Below are 16,977 nucleotides of genomic sequence, written 5' to 3' on the forward strand. Positions count from 1 at the left end.
CATGGACCCTTTGGTTTCAAAAATAAATCCAGCTTCACAAAACCGCATAGAAAAAGCTGACGAAATGCTGGACCATGTTAAGCCGCTGAGAAAGTATTTACTGGCATTCTTTATTATTCTTGTTGGAGATCCGTAGAGGCTTTTGGCAAATTCAAAAAGTTCCTCACCGTCATTCTCCCAATTTACCACAAAATAGTTATTCCCATACCATCGCTTAAAGCTTCCTCCTTTAGTGCATGGGAACCATTTTTTCCCAGATGATACAGATGCTTCCCTACTACTGCACCCCATCCCCAGTCTATTAAAACTTGGTTCATGCCACAGCCTTAGAAATCTATCATTATCACTTGTTTGCAAACCGGCGCATGGGTGAGCAATATCTTGGATGCGCTTTTTTTCTGAAAAAATATCTCGCAGCGTGTTGCTAATCCAGTAGGCAATTGGGTTCCCCGGGATTTTCTTGAAATCATCTGGCTTGGACTCATGAAGCCACCCACATTCTCGATTTCTAATGGCCTCTCGAAGTGCAAGTTTTTTCTCATCCTCAGACTTCCCATCTACTAGCCGTAAATATGAACCGAAGTGATCAGGTTTAGCCATTTTCTCCATTACAAAAGCGGTAGCTGAGACGACCTCCCCGCTAATACTGTCGAACGCTCTTCCACCAAGGTGCGCCATTGTGATGATAGTTGTATGCTTCAGGAGCCATTCACGAAGCTTTTCGTAACTGGAAAGGAACATCCACGACTGCATATTGATCTGGGCATTGTAGCCAAGCGGCGCCAGAAGGCTGAAAGCGTGTTCCATAAAGATGGCAAACAAATCTGACTTGCTGTTGGGGTATGCTTTTTTGGCGTAGTCCTTTAGTGCCTTGTTCATCCCCTTACTGCCCATATAGGGCGGATTGGCAATAACTGCATCATACCGCTGCGCCAATACCCACGCCTGCTGCACGATTGGAATCAGCTGCCTGGCTGCGGTCTTTTGTAGGATATCGCCGCTGTCGGCGAGCTCGGTGATCTCCTCCAGCAGGGTCTTAAGCGGAGTTTCGAAGCTGTTGGGTACCTCGATCAGGGAGCCGAAGGTCTTGGCGTCCTGGAAGCGCTCGATCAGATCGACGATGGCCTTGTAGGTACTGTTGTTATCAGGGCCAGCGTTGCTGGAGAGCTCCTTCTGCTCGCTCTCAAACAGGTTCTGCGACTGGCCCTGGTGCCAGTCACCGGTGAGGTTGAGGTCACGCCACAGGGTGCTGGCATCCAGGTGCTGGGTGCTCTGCAGGGCCATTACGTTGAGGCGGACACCTCTTGCGAAGATCCGGCGGTCGTCTTCGCGGGCCTTCATCAGCAGCGCGAAGCCGGCGAGCTGGGCAGCGCGGTCGTCGATGTCCAGGCCGAACAGGTTGTTTTCCAGAATCAGCTTGGGGATGTCGCGGGTACGGTAGCCACGCTCTTCGTAGATGGCCTTCAGCACGTTGTAGGCCTCGACCAGGATATGGCCGGAGCCGCAGGCGGGGTCGAGTACCTTAATGGTCTCGGGGTCGATGCTGGCCGGGGTGATGGCATCCAGCTGTGCCTGCACCTCAGGCTCCTGCTCGGCGGGCTCGATGTAGTACGGCATCTCGGCCTTGAGCGTTGATGTGGGGTAGGTTTGCAGCCACTGGCGGCCTACCGAGTTCTGCACCAGGTATTGAACGATCCAGTTGGGGGTGAATAGCTGGGTGGCGGCGGGAATGTCTTCGCTTTTCACCACCTTACCGATCACTTGGTCTTTTTTCTCACTGATGTAGAACTGGTAGAGCCAGCCGATCACTTCTACATCTTGCCAGTCTTCCTCGGGAATCGCCTCGACCAGCTCACGGATCAGAGAGTCGGTCTTGGTGAGGTTATCCGGCAGCAGCAGCTCGCTGGCGTCGTCCAAGGGTTCGAACAGAAACGGCATGGCGGCGTGCAGGGCGTGGCACTGGGCGAGTAGCAGCTCGCGGTAGAGGGTTTCATCCTGGGTGCCGTCGAGCTTGAGTTCGCGCACGCGGGCGGTGTCCAGCCCTGGCAGGTCTACCTCTAAGCATTCCTCCAGAATCTGGAACTGCCCGGCTTCGCCCCCTGCCCCGCTCAGCACGCGGCGGCCGTGGTCTAGGTAGCCGTGAATCTCCATATAGCGAATGGCGCACAGGCGGTTGAACCAGCTATAGGCGGCCTGCTCTATCGCTTGGGTAAAGCCATCGCGCTGCACCCACGCGGCCAGCGCTTCCCGTGCGCCTTTCAGGTGGGCGGGCACGGTGTGGGTTTGGCCATCCTGAGCGGTCATCACCAACACATCGCCCTTTTGCTCCAGGGGGGCAATCACCACACCGCCTTTGCCATCTGGGCTAATGCCCACACGAGCCGCCTGGCGCGTCATGGTGTCGATAAAGCGGGCGCGGGCTTTGGGGGCGTATTTTTTGATGTTGGCGGTGTTCATTGTGAATCCTTGAAAGTGTCTTGCAAAAAGCGCTGGCCTTTAGGCGTTAAGCGGTATTGTTGAAGGCGGCTATTGGGCTTTTCGGGCAGCGTCATTTCAATCAGCTGCTGCTGGCGTAAATTGCCTACTTGTTTATTGAGCTCACCGGAAACGCCCTTGTGACCCAGCTCACGCGCTATGGCAGCTTTACCCAGCGGCTCCTGCTGCAGTATCAACAGCACTCTGGCTGCCAGCGCTGACTCTAGCCGTGACTCTAGCCGTGACTCTAGCCGTGACTCTGACTGCACTGACTCAGCCTGGGTCACTGAAGCTGACTGCTGGATAGAAACCGGCGTTGCCAGCCGAATACTCAAACGCACGCGGTTGGCAATTTCTTCAATATGCGGTTCAGGCAGCCCTTGGACTTGGGCTTCCGAGAAAATACGCTTCACACCGCTGCCCCACTGCTCTATCAGCCCAAGCTCACGAAATACGCGGGCAATCACTGGGTTGCGAATCATCGAAACGCCGCGTTTCATGTCTTCAATCGTCATGCCGGGCATCAATAGCCCTGGGCTTTCAATCTCGATACGGTCATCAAAAAACGCAATGCGTATAGGGCTGCCCCTTTGGGAGTAGTCGCTGTGTACCAAGGCGTTAATAATCGCTTCACGCAGGATGGTCAGCGGGATACTCCACACATCGCGGCGACGCATGGCGCCAAACTCTGCCTGCTTGAAAGCATGTTTTTTGAGAAACAGCTCGATGTCATCAACCGCTTGGGGTAACGGCGCGTGAATATCTGTCTGGTCGAAAATCTCGACCTTATCGTTACCGCGAAAACGCCCGCACTGAATCCAAGCATCTTCAAAGTGCCATTGGCGCTCGCGGCCAAACAGCAAAATTCCGCCCACGCTGGGTACTAGGCGACCTTGATAAGAGACAAGTAGCCGTAACGTGCGAAGCTTATTGTCATCAAGCAGTTGTTCGCTGCGAAAGGCTTGCTGTATGGCGTTTTGGTCAAGGTCGTCACGGCTCAGCTCAGGCATGAGCTGAACGTCAAAGGTGGTTCCGCTCGCTTGGCGCTGCATTTCTTGAATGAGGGCCAGCCCCGCCTGCCGATTGCTAGAACCAAGTCGCACCAGCACACCATTTTCTTCGCCAAGCGCTTTGAAAAAGTGTGGGCGTGCGCTACTCAAAAACACCTCAATACACACCAGGGTATGTTCGCCCACGCTCACCAGTTCAATATTAGGCAGTAGCCGGGGGTGAATAGCATCCGCGATCATGCTGGTCAGGCGCTCTTCCATATCCAGCGGATCATCCACGCCTAGCACGGTGCCATCATCGTCAACACCAATGATCAACTGGCCACCGGCCGTATTGGCGAAGGCAACCAGTGTTTTCATCAGTGGCTTAGGCGATGATAGGTCGCGCTTGAACTCAAGCTGCTTGCCTTCTGGCTCGCTTAGGCGCTGTTCAATGGTCGCGGTGGTCATAGGTGTCTCGTTGACTTTTCATGTTTCTTTCCGCTTCGCTGTCCCGCGTCCCAGGACACGGGACGGCAGTGAACAGGCATATTGCCCGTGTCAACAAAAATCGTTCGAACACTAACGCACCTGTACCCGTTTGCCCGCTGAAAGTGACCCTTCCAGCTCTTTTCTCAGCTCGTCCATAAACGCATCGACTTCCGCTTGGCTTTCCAGGTACACCCCACTATGCACGCGGCTGAGTACGTCGCTTACACGCACTCTTGCCACGGGTTTGGGGGCATTTACCGCCGCCGGTGCTGTTTCGGTGTGCGGGTCGTACGTTTTATCACGTGATGCCGTTTGTGGGACTGGCTTGGGGTTCTCTGATGTTGGTGCCGGTGTTGTGGTGTTTCCCGCAGGCGCAGGCGGCTGCCGCTTGGCCGCCTCAGCCTGGGCGTTGTGAAGCGCATCCAAGCTTTCTTCTTCTAACTCGACGGCAGTTTCGGTTTGCAGCTGGTAGATTTGCGCGACGCTGACCGATTGACTGACCGAGGCTTTAAGCTGCTGCAGCGGGTGCAGCAAGCGGTTGCTGAGCTCGGCGGTGCCAATGCCGCTTTTGGCAATTTCAGCGCTCACCTTGGCAATGCGCGTGTCGATACGGGCAATGGCGTGCTGGCGTTTTTCATCCACGAGGCCGCTGTTAATCTCATTCAGCGTACGTACTAAGCCATCCACCTTGTTGAGCATGGCGTAGGGTGCTTCGGCGCGGTAAATACGCTCACACTCGGCCAGCGCTTGCTGGGCCTGGGTGTTTTTCTCAAGCTCTAGGCGGTTCACCGCAAACCGGTTGAGCGCTTGTTCTAGCTGCTGCCAGGTGGTGAGCTGCTTAGTAAAGAAGTCGTTGAGATCGCGGTAGTCTTCTTCAACATCGAGCAGCGTGTCTTGCTGGCTGGCGACGGTTTTGAAGAAGTCGAAGCTGTCGTCCAGGCGCAGCAGACGCTCCACTTCCCGCAGTGAGTTGTCAATGGCATTGCGACCGGGGAAGTTGCCCACGTCGGTTTTGCTTTTATACGCTTCTAGCTCCCGCCGCCAGTGGGATAAGCGGTCTACGTAATAGGTAAACAGCTCTTTTTCACTGGTGGGGCCTAGCTGGCCAAACAGCTCTTTGGTGAGGTTACGGGCTTTGTTGAGCACCGCATCTTCGGTTTGGCGCTTTTTCTGGAGGCGGACTTCACTGCGGCGGCGGGCGTTGTTGAGTAGCTCAAAGGCTTCTTTACCGTTGAGCGCAGGGCCAGCGGTGTGGAAGGTTAAGCGCCCAGCGGCATGCAGGCGGCCCAGAATCAGCAGCGTTTCGCCTTCCGGCCAGCCGAAAGGTCGATTGCTGAAGCGCTCAATCAGCGGGTTCAGCGGCACCGGTTCGCCGCCATGCAGCGAGATATACTGCTCTACCTCTTTCACCGCTTGAGCGTTGCCCTCTTCACCATCCAGGTTGAGGTTCTGGGTGCCCAGGTCATCGGCGGTTAATACGGCCTGCAGCTCTCGCATCGGCTCCGGGCTAAGCGCCGTGAGCTGGCTCAGCTTGTTGTAGGTGTTTTCCAGCAGGTAGCGGCAGGCCTCATCCAAGCGGGTATTCAACTGGTTGCGGTTGAGATCGAGCTTTTGCCCGAGCGCGTACACATCGGCATCCAGCAGCATCTCTTCCAGGCGTACCCGCAGGCGTTTTTTACGCTCTTGGTTTTCACGGCCACGGTCGGCCAGAATGCGCTCTACGCTGTGGTCGTTGGCCGATAGGTTCAGGCGAATAAACTTATCGGTTTTCAGCAGGGTACGCAGTTCATCGGTAAAGCGCTTATCGTCGGGCAGCTTAATCAGCACCTGCCCGCCGTTATCGCCGCTTTTGTGAATGCAGCCTGCTTCGCTTAGCTGTACGTACTCCACGTCCAGCGGCGAGACTACCTCTACCCTTAGCTGGCTTTGATAGCGGCCATCCAGGGTGTGGCCATCCAGGTAGCGGCCAATGCTATAGTCGGTTTTGTTGACCGGATAGCGGTATTTGTTGCGGTCACGAAACGAGTCTTTGAAGATCAGGCTGGAAAGCTCTTTGTTCTCGTCGCTGCTGGTGACTTCCGTGGCTTTGATCTTACGGGTGATGTCACGCTCTTCATTGGTGAGGAACTGGTACTCATCACCGTTACGGGTTATCAGGCTCTCTTTTTCCAGCCGTGCCAGGGTCGCTTCCAGCTGCTCCCGAATGGCTATGCGGTCATCGTCGATTTGGGTCAGTGAGAGCGTCACCAGGTTATCGACCGTACCCTTCACCAGATCCACATAGCGGATCATAAACAGCGTGCGTAGGGTTTCGACATCAAACGCCTCTAACACGGGGTTTTCGCTGGCCTGATCAATGGTGCGCTTCACCGCTGTATCGAGAAAACCTTCTACCGCTGTGTAGAAGCAGTGCATTGGTACTAGCGCGCCAATCGCTTTCTCCTGCACGGCTTTGGCGGCCATGTGGAACGCATCGAGCATGGAGCGCTCGCCATAGGCTAAGTGAGCGCCCGTCGCCCCTACCTTGCGGATCTCTTCAAAGACTTTTTGCACCAACTGGAAGTGGTACGGCACAAAGGGGTAATTGGCGATAAAGCTTTCCACGCCTTCGATGTTTTTTAGCGTGGGGCCAGAGCGGTCAAAGGTCAGTTGGTTACGCAGAATGGAGCCTTTGGCCTCAAACACGCCTTCAAGCTCGGCGCGTGCCGGGTCGGTTTTCACCAGCAGGCGCTTACGGATCACTTCGTCAGAGTTGGAGCTTGAGAGCGATAAGCGGGTTTTGAAGCGTCCGGCGATTTTGGAAAAATCGTTGGCTTTTGAGGCGGTCATTTCGCCTAGCACGGCATCCATATCCGCCTGGGAGGTGACCACGATCCAGGCACGCCCACCGCAAATCGTGCCCAGGTTTTCGGTGAGCGTTTGCAGAGTCAACATTAAGCGTGTGTCGCTACCAATGAACTGGCCAACTTCATCCACCATGAACACCATGCGCTGGGTCGCTGACTGCGACTCCAAAAACTCTTTCACCCAGTGGCAGAAGTTCTCTACCGAAACGCTGAAGTTGGTTTCAGATTCCTCAAACCATTTATGCGCCGCTTCAGGAGAGAGATCGAGCGCCGCCCCAATCGCATGCTCGATATCGTCCTGGTAGAACTGATAGCCGTCCCGCTCGTCTTCCCACACCACACCACTGGCCTCGTTAAAGGCCTGCTTAAAACGCTCATACACACCGCGTTTTTCTAGGTGGCGCTCCATATGAGCAATGTGCGGGTAATCAGAGCTAAAGCCTTGGTGCTCGTTAAACACGCGCAGGAAGACGTTCAGGATGGGGTTGCCGTCGTCATTCGAGCTGGCCTTGCTGTCGATGTTGAACAGCACCACGTGGGCAGGTTCACGAACGGCCTTGTTAATGTCTGCCCGGATAGAGCCGTCTACCAGCTTTTGCTCATCAAAAAAATCAGCGGCTCGCTTGGCTTGTCCGTTGGCATCAAACGCTTCTTTATTTTCCAGCAGATAAGAGAGCGTTTTCAAAAAATGCGATTTACCTGAACCAAAGAAGCCACTCACCCAAACGCCCACGCGGTTGGCGATGGAGGGGTCATCTAAAGGGGTGGTGTAAGATTCAAAAAAAGCGCGAAAGTGCTTTTCTAACTCGTTGGTGACGACATACTCATCCAGCTCTTGGTAGATGGTTTCCTGGTCACGCTGGTCGGCTTTGACCACGCCGTTGATTGACCGGCTAAGCGGTTTGAGGAAGAGCTCTTGAATGTGCATATCTGTCCTGTAAATGTTTAAACCCTGGGTGTTTCAGGCTGAGAGGTAAAGCGATATCAAAGACCACTACTCACCAAGCGAACGTAATAGACGGCATGACGTCATCTGTTGCGCTAGGGAACAAGCGCAAACGCACGGTAGTAGTTATTGCTTTTGATCTGCTTAAACAGCGACATCGTTTGCCCGTCGTAACGGCCTGGGTAGAAGAGCACCAATGGTTTATGGCCAAGCGGCCCGTGTAGAGCATTTAGCAAGCTGTGCGCACGCACCATGGGCCATAGGCTGCCGACACCGGTGAGCAAGACGATATCAGGCTCGTGCGACAAAGAGTGTCGGATGAGGTACGGGGCGAATTTGTCCATGTGCAGCGGCCCACGCAGCGCCTTCAGCAGTGCTGCATCGCCTTTGCTTTTTTGCATGGCAATGGCTTTGTCTAGGAAGCCGCGCTCGGCCAGGTAATCCTTTAGCACTTCCAGCAGATTGACCTGCGCTATTTTAATGTCGGGGTGCTGGCGTGCCATTAACGAGGGGAGGAAATTCAAGTAGGCACGCACCTGGAGTTCATGTTCAGGGGCGTAATCAAAAATCCAAAAGCCAATTTCGTTACCCAGCCCCTGGCCCGCTAAAAAATCGGGCCGAGTGATTTTCTCAGCGACTTGGTTCAACCGTGCCCGTAGCTGATCATCCTCGTAGTGGCTAAAACCGCTGGGGGGTGGGTAGTGATTGCTCTGTGACATGCGGATGCGTCCCTGTGTCTAGCATGTTTGATGCAAAGCTTTTTCTAATACAGAAAGCTGATTGGGTAAGACTATGCCGCTAGACACCTGTGTTGCAAGGTCTACTTAGTCGTGTTTTGACGTGAGCACGGTTTTAAAGAAAAGAACGAGGTTAAGAAGGCAACATGAATATTACCGCAGCCGGCGACAACATGTTTGTAGTCGTTCGTGCTGGTAGGTTTCAAGCAAGCTTTTTACTTCTGGCCGCAGCAGCAAGGGCTGTAACTTGCGCGAGCGACTGGATGCCAATACGCCGACGTCGGCCAACATACGGTACACCACCTGCCCCATTTTACGTCTAGAGCTTTCCGCCCACCCTGCTATTGCTTCATCGCGGTGGGCACGCTCAGCTAAAAACTCATCCCATTGGTAGGCCTGGAGCGCCTCCGCCTGAGTTAAAAATGCATCAGTGACGACACTTTCAAGAAATTCAACGAGCAACAGATTACGCGCCATAGTTGCACAGAAAGACACCTGCGTGGCGACCTGGTCGTCGCCATCGCGCAGCGCTTGCCAAAACGGTGGCTCCAGCTTCTCTAAGCGCTTACGAATAGCTTGCCCAGCACGTTTAGCAGTAGCGGGACGGTTCTTCTGGAGGCGGTTATCAATGATGATTGCCTGGTGCCACTGCTCTTCATCGGCATCAGACAGCAGCAAATCGGCAACGGCACGGCTTTCGCGCACCATCAGTCCACCGCCGATCAGGTCAGAATTGTAGCTGAAAGAAGTCAAAAGGTGCTCATCAAGGTCAATTACGTTGGAGTTGCAGGCGGCTGATCAGTAACGAGATCAGCTTTCGCTAGGCGCACTGCCCTTTTTAAGCTGTTCCAACAAGCGTTGGCGTTCTGCAGGGTCGAGTTTATCTAACTCAAGGATCAATTCTGCCACGGTATCGTCTTCGCAGAAAAAATAGGGAATCGGCACCTCTAGTGCCTCTGAAAGCCTCTTCAGCAACTGGAAATTGGGCGCATGCTGCCCCTTTTCATACTGCGTCATACGCGCACTCGCCAAATTCGGCTCCATGCCGAGGTATTCACCCAACTGCCTTTGTGTCATACCCGCTGCTTGCCTGGCGGCTCTCAAGCGATCTGGAAGCGGACTGTCCATGAAAACACCATCGCTACTTGGAAAGCCGTTAGGCTAGCGCAAGATGACACAAAAATATGCTAAGAGATTCTTAGCAAGAATGCAATAATGTTTTGAAAGTGCTATCATTTTGATTTAACAAAAGGAAATTTTTTCGGTAATTTGCTAATTTTTAGAAAATAATTCTCTAGTCGAAATTTTCCGACCAAACTGAGTCCCTATAAAAGTCTCAGACTCAACCGATGAGTAGCGATTATAAGATGCATATCGAGATACTTCGCTCAGTGGGACATCATCAATAGGCAGCTTGAATGGATTATCTTTATCAAAAAAAACGTTATCCAAAACATCAACAAAATGCTGCTTATGAACAGTATTATCTCCCTGCGACAAGGCTAAAAAAAGAACCTCATCGAGAATGTGTTTGATTTTTCTTACCTCACCTCGCGTTGCAGAAAAAAGTGGAAAGAGTATCTCATCACTATGAAGTGGCGGCGGTTCATGAAAGCCCATCCTTAGCGCCAAGCCTTTTAAAAATCTAACAAACTCTACACGATCGCTTTGTTTAAAAATTTTAAAATACGGCAGTTCAATTGAACACATTAATCGTGAGGCCCATTGAGGCTCGTTAGATATTTCAGAAGCCCAGGGCATACCTACTAAAACGATAGGTATACAAGCCTGCTCGCTGATCAACTTAAGTCTATTGGCAACACGTTGACGATCTTCAACCGACTTAAACTCTATTAGCTCTTGAAACTCATTGATGATAATTATTTGTGTTTTGCATTTCTTTAATACTTTGACTAATGCTTCTGCTAAACCCGTTTCACGACGACTACCTCTTCTTGCTTCCGAGCCAAAATGCCCCAAATCGCTCAACAATTGAATCATCATTTTTTCAACATCAGGCTTGCTTGGTATGCGCGAAACGAGTACTGGCTTTACTAGAACATCGCCCTCTCTGTAGCTTGGAAATGCCGAATAAAACTCATTGATTAATTTACTTTTACCAGTCCCTGTATCTCCTAACAGCAACATACACTGCTGCTCTCCGCCTAATAATTGATTATTCTTCAATCGATTCAAAGAACTCATCGCCTGTATTAAAGCTGCATGTTGGACAAAACAGTTTCTAAAACCAATTAACTGACTACATTTAGCTTCAGACAGTATGTTGCTCATTAATAAGGCTCCACATCATCAGCAATATCGTGCCAATCATCAATAAACTCAATTTTCTTTGAATCCGTTAAGCCGCCTCCTGAAGAATCATACATAGCGTTATCTCTACTTTTCATGTCACGATGCACACTTTCAAAAGTCACATCACTCTCACTATCCACGCCTATGAAAGCAGCAACGCTTTTCATTCCTTTTAGGCTACTTCTCTTCTTGACTAAAGCATTTTCCCTTATATCATCCATTCTCTCGCTGAGCTTCATATTTGCAAGGGCAAGCCCCTCATGATCGGTATTAATTTCGATATGATTATTCCACAACCTTCTCATAACTTGGTACTGGAAAATAGAGACACCATCTAACTGAAACTCCTGGCTAGTAGCATTAACTTTGACATACTTCTCCAAACTAGGTAAGAATACATACACAAAAGAAACATCAGACGGGTCTCGCTTAACACAAAGCTTATGTTTTTTCTGACCGGGGGGCGGTGGGTGATGTTTTCTGAACTCCACCAACATTTCGCTGCTATAGCTGATATGATCCACTTCTATACCAATTGGTCGTAAATCGCGATAGACGGTAGGAAAACTTTCGATTTTAAATCTTTGTTTTTCAGCACCTTGGTAAACAACCGGTGGAAAATTTTGACACCCAATCTGCCAAGATAAAGCAGGTATATTGGTTCTACGTTTATTTGGCTGCTGATTATAAATATCTACAACCCATATATGAAGCAGATGTAAAAACCTGGAAAATGGTAATAACGCATCTTTCTCGGGCTCATAACCTTCTAAATCTTTTGCACTTGAGAAAGTTTTTCCCGGTATCTGATGAATAAACTCTGTATTGTAGGTGTTAAATATTCTCTCGACTAAAGGTTTCTTCCACGGTTTTCCAACTGGATTGTACTCAACGCTCATTCCTATTGAGGCAGAAAATCTCTCAAGATCTTTCGACCAAAACTCTGCGCCGTTATCAACGACAAGTGTTTCAATACGTCCTTGACATGGCCAATCTTTTTCGATGTCTGGATATTTTTCCAACAAGTCTTTTTTATCCAAGCACGCATTTAATACTGCACACCTTACAGAATTATAGCTTGGCCCTCTAAAGCTTAAATAAAAACCCACGATACATTTACTAAATGTATCAATCAAGACAGTTATAAATGGCCTTCCAATAGGTGTGTTCAAGGTATCATCAAGCAAGATCAAATCAAGAGCAGTATGATCAATTTCAACACGCTCCATCACTCTAGTAGATTTTGTAAAACTATTGACCAATCGATATTTTTTATCCGCATATCGCTTGCCATAACGCTTCAAGTCACAAATATAAGGTGGAAGCTTTTTAACTCTATCGTAAAAGGCACTTCGCCCAACCGCTTCAAACTGATCATCTGGATTTTCATTATTATGGACTAATATTAAATCCTTATAAAACTGATAAGTGGTCGCAACAGACCCCCTCACGCGTGTAAGATATTTCTTTTCGATTGCGTCCCAAAAGAAAGTGTCTTTTGAGAAAGAATTAAAATCACAAAAATTATTTTTTATCGCTCTTCTATCAACCAAGCAAAGCAAATTTTTATCGACACGATACTTTGCATTCCATCTAGCTACGCTTTGCCACCCAGGCTTTTTGTCTATAACACCTTCATTATATAATTCATAGATAATTGGCTCTACGTTCTTCTTCGTCCAGCCACCGTTAAGCCTCTTATTGACCAATTTTACTACTTTATACTTGAACAAAGCTTTATCGGCACACTCCTCATCAAGATCATCTATTGTAATGAATGCGACATCCTCAATTTCATCGCGGCTTTTTTTACACGCTGTATACGAGAAACCTATACCTGCTAAAGACTCATCAAAAAAAGGATCCTCCAACATAAGTCACCTCATGCCCAAAGAAGCAAATCGTCACCAATTTCTTTTTCTAATATATTGGCCTTTAATTTCCCAGAGGCTATTAACGAAACCAGTGAGCGAATAACTCTAGGGCGGAAACCAATATCATATAGAGCACAAATTTCATGCAAGAAAATCGGAGAGTGCGCTTTCACAAGGCCATAAACACTATCATACAACTCGCAATGGCTTTGAAAACCAGCGTAACGATGTAGCAACTTATAATTATTCAAGATTGGATACTTTCTGATTTGAAGCTCAGTTACTAAGCTCAGCTCGAAACCCAACTGACAGGCTGCTTCTTTTTTTGCCTGGAATTTATGAACAAATTCTGGATGGAGGGTTTTACTATGGGGCTTGATCTCAATAAAGGCTATTTTTTGATTATTATTTATTATCTTAAAATCAGGAGTATAGGGGTTAGTTTTCCCATGAATCGAGTAAGTGAAACCCATAGGCTGGGCAATGAAGGACTTAACGTGGGGAGAGTATTCAAAGTGGTAGCAGGCATCAAACTCAAGGGAAGACTCTACAGTGTGCGCAGTAGCAGTTTTGAAGCTAGCAAATTTATAGAGGTTCTTTACACGGGAATGACGGAGCTTACGCCTGTACATGACAGCACCCCATTTCGTAGGTTTACTACAAAAATAGGCTATGTCACGAGAAACCGCAAATTATGTCATTTTAACCGGAATTTATGTCAAAACAGACCGGAAACGACAGCAGAAATGGAGGCGGCCCCAAAAGCCACATCCCGGCACACGCAGCCACCACTACCGTTGCTCCCTTCCGGGCCTGGCGGGGTTCGCAGTTTAGCGTTGCGGGAGGACCTAAGGGGCCACCATGGCAATACACATGAACTAAACGTGTACTGCGGCGCTGATTTTGGTGGCTACGCCCTGATTTGAACAGGGGACCCCATCATTATGAGTGATGTGCTCTAACCAGCTGAGCTACGTAGCCTTTCCGACATCAGCGGGTGCAGATTATGCCTATTCTCGATGCAAAAGGCAAGCCGCAAACAGGCTTGCCTTTGAATTGGCTGATAACCTGCTTATAGCGCAGCCTGAACCGCTGGCAGAGCTGGCTCACCCTCCAGAGTCGTCACGCCTTCAAGCCACGCCTCCAATAAATCGTGATTTTCTTTTAAATAGCGATTGGCGGCAGCGCGAGGATCAACGCCATCATCCATAATCGAACTCATTAACTGATTTTCCATTTCCAGCGTAAAGGTCATATTGCCAAGTAGCGTACCTACGTTCGGGCACGCTTCGACAAACCCGGCGCGTGTATTGGTGTGCACCGTGGCGCCCCCCAGTTCAGGCCCAAAGTAGTCATCCGCGCCTGATAAGTAGGCCATATCAAAATTGGTATTCATGGGATGCGGCTCCCACCCCAAGAAGACCATCCACTCTTCATTGGGAACCCGCGTAGTAAGCTCAGAAAGCATGCCCGCTTCACTGGAATCCACGACCTGCCAATCGCCCAGCTCGTAAGCGTTATCATCAATCATCTGCTGAATAAGCTCGTTGCCATCGTTACCAGCCTCAATGCCATGTACGCGATGTTTAAATTGATCAGCGTGGGCCGCTAAATCATTCACCGAGGTTACCCCTGCATCATACACGTACTGCGGAACGGCCAGCGTGTATTTAGCGCCTTTAAGATTGGCAACCAGACGTTCAACATCGCCACTTTCAATATACGGGTCACTGATGGACGCCATAGAGGGCATCCAATTACCTAGAAAGACATCAAAATCATTATTGCGCATGCCCGCATATGCAATCGGGACGGACACCGTATCGACTCTGGGCTCATAGCCCAGCGCCTCTAACACTTCACTTGCCAAAGCAGTGGTTGCGGTAATATCGGTCCAGCCAACTTCTGCAAAACGTACGCGCGAACAGTCATCCGCCTGAGCCATCGCCGGTACGGCAGTTCCCATTAGTAGCGCGCTTAAACCGCAAAAATAGACGTGTTTCATTACCACTCCCCTTCTACTTGTTTAAATGGACATATTGCTTAAATGTGCAGGTTTTTTCTTTAAACGCCAGTTCCATGTAGCATGTGTATTTTTATTGATTGAACGATCAATAAAAAAAGCTAAGATAGACAGGTAATCATGCCTAATCCTAGGTTGCAAGGTGGGCATTCAACGTCATTAGGAGATCGCTGTGCCCAAGGTGGGAATGGAACCGATACGCCGCCAGCAGTTAATTCATGCCACCATGGCGGCCATCGACGAGGTGGGATTAGCAGAAGCGACCATTATGCGGATTGCACGCCACGCGGGCGTTTCTGCGGGGATTATCAGCCATTATTTTGGCGGTAAGGATGGTCTGCTGGAAGCCACCATGCGTCAGATTCTGTCCGATCTGTCTGAAGCCGTTTCAGTGCGCCGTATGGCGTTGAATGATGACTCGCCCAGGGCGCACATTGGCGCCATTATTGAAGGCAACTTCGACCGCACCCAGGTGACCGGCCCTGCCGCCAAAACCTGGCTCGCCTTTTGGGCCAGCAGCATGCATAAGCCCATGCTTCAACGCCTGCAGCACGTCAATGATCGGCGCCTGTACGCCAATTTATGCCATCAGTTTCGCCGAGTGTTACCTCATGCCGAAGCCCGAAAGGCCGCCCGCGGGCTAGCCGCGATGGTTGATGGCTTATGGCTGCGCGGTGCTTTAACGCCCGAAGGTCTTGATGCCGATGAAGCTCGCTACCTTGCCTATCACTACCTTGATCAACTGCTAGCGCATCACGGATGCCAGCATGTTGCATCCGATCACTAAGCTTACCAAGGAAACCAACATGGCCGCTCAAGACGTACAGCCTCTGTATATTAATGGTCGCCCGTTCACCGCTACCTCTGGCAATACCTTTACCGTTACCAATCCTTATGACGGCAGCCTGCTGGCAACGATTGGCCAAGCAAGCCAACAGGATGTTGACGCGGCAGTAAAAGCCGCGCAAAACGGCCAACGTGAATGGGCCGCCATGACCGGCATGGAGCGCTCGCGTATTTTGCGACAGGCCGTTGCCCTGCTCCGCGAGCGCAATGATGAACTGGCGGAGCTTGAAACCCGCAATACCGGTAAGCCAATTAGCGAAACGGCCAGCGTTGATATCGTGACTGGCGCTGATGCGCTGGAGTACTACGCAGGTTTGGCGCCCGCCATTGAAGGTAGCCAAATCCCGCTGCGCGACAGCTCGTTTGTGTATACCCGCCGCGAGCCGCTGGGTGTTATTGGCGCTATCGGCGCCTGGAACTACCCGATTCAGATCGCCTGTTGGAAAGCCGCCCCTGCGCTGGCGGCAGGTAATGCGGTGGTGTTTAAACCCAGCGAAGTCACACCGCTGAGCGCGATCAAACTCGCCGAGATTTTTACCGAAGCAGGCCTGCCCGATGGCGTGTTTAACGTAGTGCAAGGCGATGGCCGTGTGGGCGCGATGCTGACAGGGCATTCAGACATTGCCAAAGTGTCATTTACCGGCGAAGCAGGTACCGGCAAGAAAGTCATGGCCGCAGCGGCAAGCTCCACGCTTAAAGACGTGACGATGGAACTGGGCGGCAAATCACCGCTGATCGTCTTTGCCGATGCAGATCTTGATCGCGCCGCCGATGCAGCCATGATGGCCAATTTCTACTCCAGCGGCCAAATTTGCACCAACGGTACGCGCGTATTTATCGAGCGCAGTGTTAAAGATGCGTTTGAAGCCAAGCTGACGGAGCGCGTCAAGCGCATCAAAGCGGGCGACCCGATGGATCCCAGTGTGAACTTCGGCCCGCTGGTCAGTTTTGAGCATCAGGAGAAGGTGCTTTCCTACATTGCGCTGGGCAAACAGCAAGGCGCGCGCGTATTGGTCGGGGGTGAAGACTGGACGAATGGCCACTGGGCTAACGGCGCCTGGGCGGCCCCTACAGTATTTACCGATTGCACCGACGATATGCGCATTGTGAAGGAAGAAATTTTTGGGCCAGTCATGTCGGTGCTGGCCTTTGATGACGAGGCCGAAGTGATCCGCCGCGCCAACGATACTCAATATGGCCTGGCGGCCGGCGTATTTAGCGAAAGTTTAAACTGCGCCCACCGCGTTATTCATCAGCTGGAAGCAGGTATTTGCTGGATCAATACGTGGGGTGAATCGCCTTCAGAAATGCCGGTGGGCGGTTATAAAGAGTCGGGTATTGGTCGTGAAAACGGTATCGAGACGCTTAACCACTATACCCAGACCAAGTCGATACAAATCGAGATGGGCCCCTTTGAGTCGGTGTTTTAAAGCGAA

General features: G+C 50.7%; 12 protein-coding genes, 1 tRNA gene and 1 other RNA gene. 2 read left to right on the forward strand and 12 right to left on the reverse strand.

Annotated features, from left to right (window positions below):
* From pglX to ACT3XD_RS15380, 12 genes are all read right to left on the reverse strand, one after another.
* Nucleotides 1-2,457, reverse strand: a 2,457-nt coding sequence (gene pglX / locus ACT3XD_RS15325; RefSeq protein WP_444280606.1) for a BREX-1 system adenine-specific DNA-methyltransferase PglX, incomplete at its 3' end; no start/stop codon positions are given.
* The gene (locus tag ACT3XD_RS15330) at nt 2,454-3,935 is read right to left on the reverse strand and encodes an AlbA family DNA-binding domain-containing protein (RefSeq protein ID WP_192538996.1); all 1,482 of its coding nucleotides are present in this window, start codon (nt 3,933-3,935) and stop codon (nt 2,454-2,456) included. The genes pglX and ACT3XD_RS15330, both read right to left, overlap by 4 nt.
* Before the next feature lie 111 nt (nt 3,936-4,046).
* Nucleotides 4,047-7,730 (reverse strand): BREX system P-loop protein BrxC, encoded by a 3,684-nt coding sequence (gene brxC / locus ACT3XD_RS15335; RefSeq protein WP_192538995.1) that lies wholly within the window; start codon nt 7,728-7,730, stop codon nt 4,047-4,049.
* Between the two features lie 113 nt (nt 7,731-7,843).
* Nucleotides 7,844-8,467, reverse strand: coding sequence for a DUF1788 domain-containing protein (locus ACT3XD_RS15340; RefSeq protein ID WP_225736246.1), 624 nt, complete (start codon nt 8,465-8,467; stop codon nt 7,844-7,846).
* A gap of 171 nt (nt 8,468-8,638) precedes the next feature.
* A complete protein-coding gene (locus ACT3XD_RS15345; RefSeq protein WP_192538994.1) occupies nt 8,639-9,238 on the reverse strand; it encodes a DUF1819 family protein in 600 nt (199 codons plus the stop codon).
* 57 nt (nt 9,239-9,295) lie between these two features.
* Entirely contained in the window at nt 9,296-9,613 is a 318-nt protein-coding gene (locus ACT3XD_RS15350; RefSeq protein WP_009095642.1) for a helix-turn-helix domain-containing protein, read from the reverse strand.
* Between the two features lie 144 nt (nt 9,614-9,757).
* Complete coding sequence (locus ACT3XD_RS15355) at nt 9,758-10,777, reverse strand: TniB family NTP-binding protein (RefSeq protein WP_192538993.1); 1,020 nt, start codon at nt 10,775-10,777, stop codon at nt 9,758-9,760.
* Nucleotides 10,777-12,672, reverse strand: a complete 1,896-nt coding sequence (locus tag ACT3XD_RS15360) for an integrase catalytic domain-containing protein (protein WP_192538992.1) — start codon at nt 12,670-12,672, stop codon at nt 10,777-10,779. The genes ACT3XD_RS15355 and ACT3XD_RS15360 overlap by 1 nt, the downstream gene beginning before the upstream one ends.
* An 8-nt stretch (nt 12,673-12,680) precedes the next feature.
* Nucleotides 12,681-13,304: a TnsA endonuclease N-terminal domain-containing protein gene (locus ACT3XD_RS15365; protein ID WP_192538991.1), complete on the reverse strand. Its 624-nt coding sequence runs from the start codon at nt 13,302-13,304 to the stop codon at nt 12,681-12,683.
* A 124-nt stretch (nt 13,305-13,428) separates the two neighbouring features.
* Nucleotides 13,429-13,525: signal recognition particle sRNA small type (gene ffs, locus ACT3XD_RS15370), an RNA gene on the reverse strand.
* A gap of 51 nt (nt 13,526-13,576) precedes the next feature.
* Nucleotides 13,577-13,653: transfer RNA gene (locus ACT3XD_RS15375), tRNA-Met, on the reverse strand.
* 91 nt (nt 13,654-13,744) lie between these two features.
* Nucleotides 13,745-14,677, reverse strand: coding sequence for a choline ABC transporter substrate-binding protein (locus ACT3XD_RS15380; RefSeq protein ID WP_192538990.1), 933 nt, complete (start codon nt 14,675-14,677; stop codon nt 13,745-13,747).
* Nucleotides 14,678-14,867: 190 nt separating this feature from the next.
* On the opposite strand from ACT3XD_RS15380, the gene betI reads away from it, so the two are divergent.
* Nucleotides 14,868-15,482: a transcriptional regulator BetI gene (betI, locus tag ACT3XD_RS15385; RefSeq protein ID WP_192538989.1), complete on the forward strand. Its 615-nt coding sequence runs from the start codon at nt 14,868-14,870 to the stop codon at nt 15,480-15,482.
* A gap of 19 nt (nt 15,483-15,501) precedes the next feature.
* Nucleotides 15,502-16,971 (forward strand): betaine-aldehyde dehydrogenase, encoded by a 1,470-nt coding sequence (betB, locus tag ACT3XD_RS15390; RefSeq protein WP_192538998.1) that lies wholly within the window; start codon nt 15,502-15,504, stop codon nt 16,969-16,971.
* Nucleotides 16,972-16,977: the final 6 nt, after the last annotated feature.

Source organism: Halomonas sp. AOP7-B1-5, from assembly GCF_052353045.1.
GTDB lineage: Bacteria > Pseudomonadota > Gammaproteobacteria > Pseudomonadales > Halomonadaceae > Vreelandella > Vreelandella colorata.

What these genes read in the sequence shown, in the direction of transcription:
- ACT3XD_RS15330 (WP_192538996.1), bottom strand. Translation starts at nt 3,935, where the DNA reads ATGACCACCGCGACCATTGAACAGCGCCTAAGCGAGCCAGAAGGCAAG.
- brxC (WP_192538995.1), bottom strand. Translation starts at nt 7,730, where the DNA reads ATGCACATTCAAGAGCTCTTCCTCAAACCGCTTAGCCGGTCAATCAAC.
- ACT3XD_RS15340 (WP_225736246.1), bottom strand. Translation starts at nt 8,467, where the DNA reads ATGTCACAGAGCAATCACTACCCACCCCCCAGCGGTTTTAGCCACTAC.
- ACT3XD_RS15350 (WP_009095642.1), bottom strand. Translation starts at nt 9,613, where the DNA reads ATGGACAGTCCGCTTCCAGATCGCTTGAGAGCCGCCAGGCAAGCAGCG.
- ACT3XD_RS15355 (WP_192538993.1), bottom strand. Translation starts at nt 10,777, where the DNA reads ATGAGCAACATACTGTCTGAAGCTAAATGTAGTCAGTTAATTGGTTTT.
- ACT3XD_RS15360 (WP_192538992.1), bottom strand. Translation starts at nt 12,672, where the DNA reads ATGTTGGAGGATCCTTTTTTTGATGAGTCTTTAGCAGGTATAGGTTTC.
- ACT3XD_RS15365 (WP_192538991.1), bottom strand. Translation starts at nt 13,304, where the DNA reads ATGTACAGGCGTAAGCTCCGTCATTCCCGTGTAAAGAACCTCTATAAA.
- ACT3XD_RS15380 (WP_192538990.1), bottom strand. Translation starts at nt 14,677, where the DNA reads ATGAAACACGTCTATTTTTGCGGTTTAAGCGCGCTACTAATGGGAACT.
- betB (WP_192538998.1), top strand. Translation starts at nt 15,502, where the DNA reads ATGGCCGCTCAAGACGTACAGCCTCTGTATATTAATGGTCGCCCGTTC.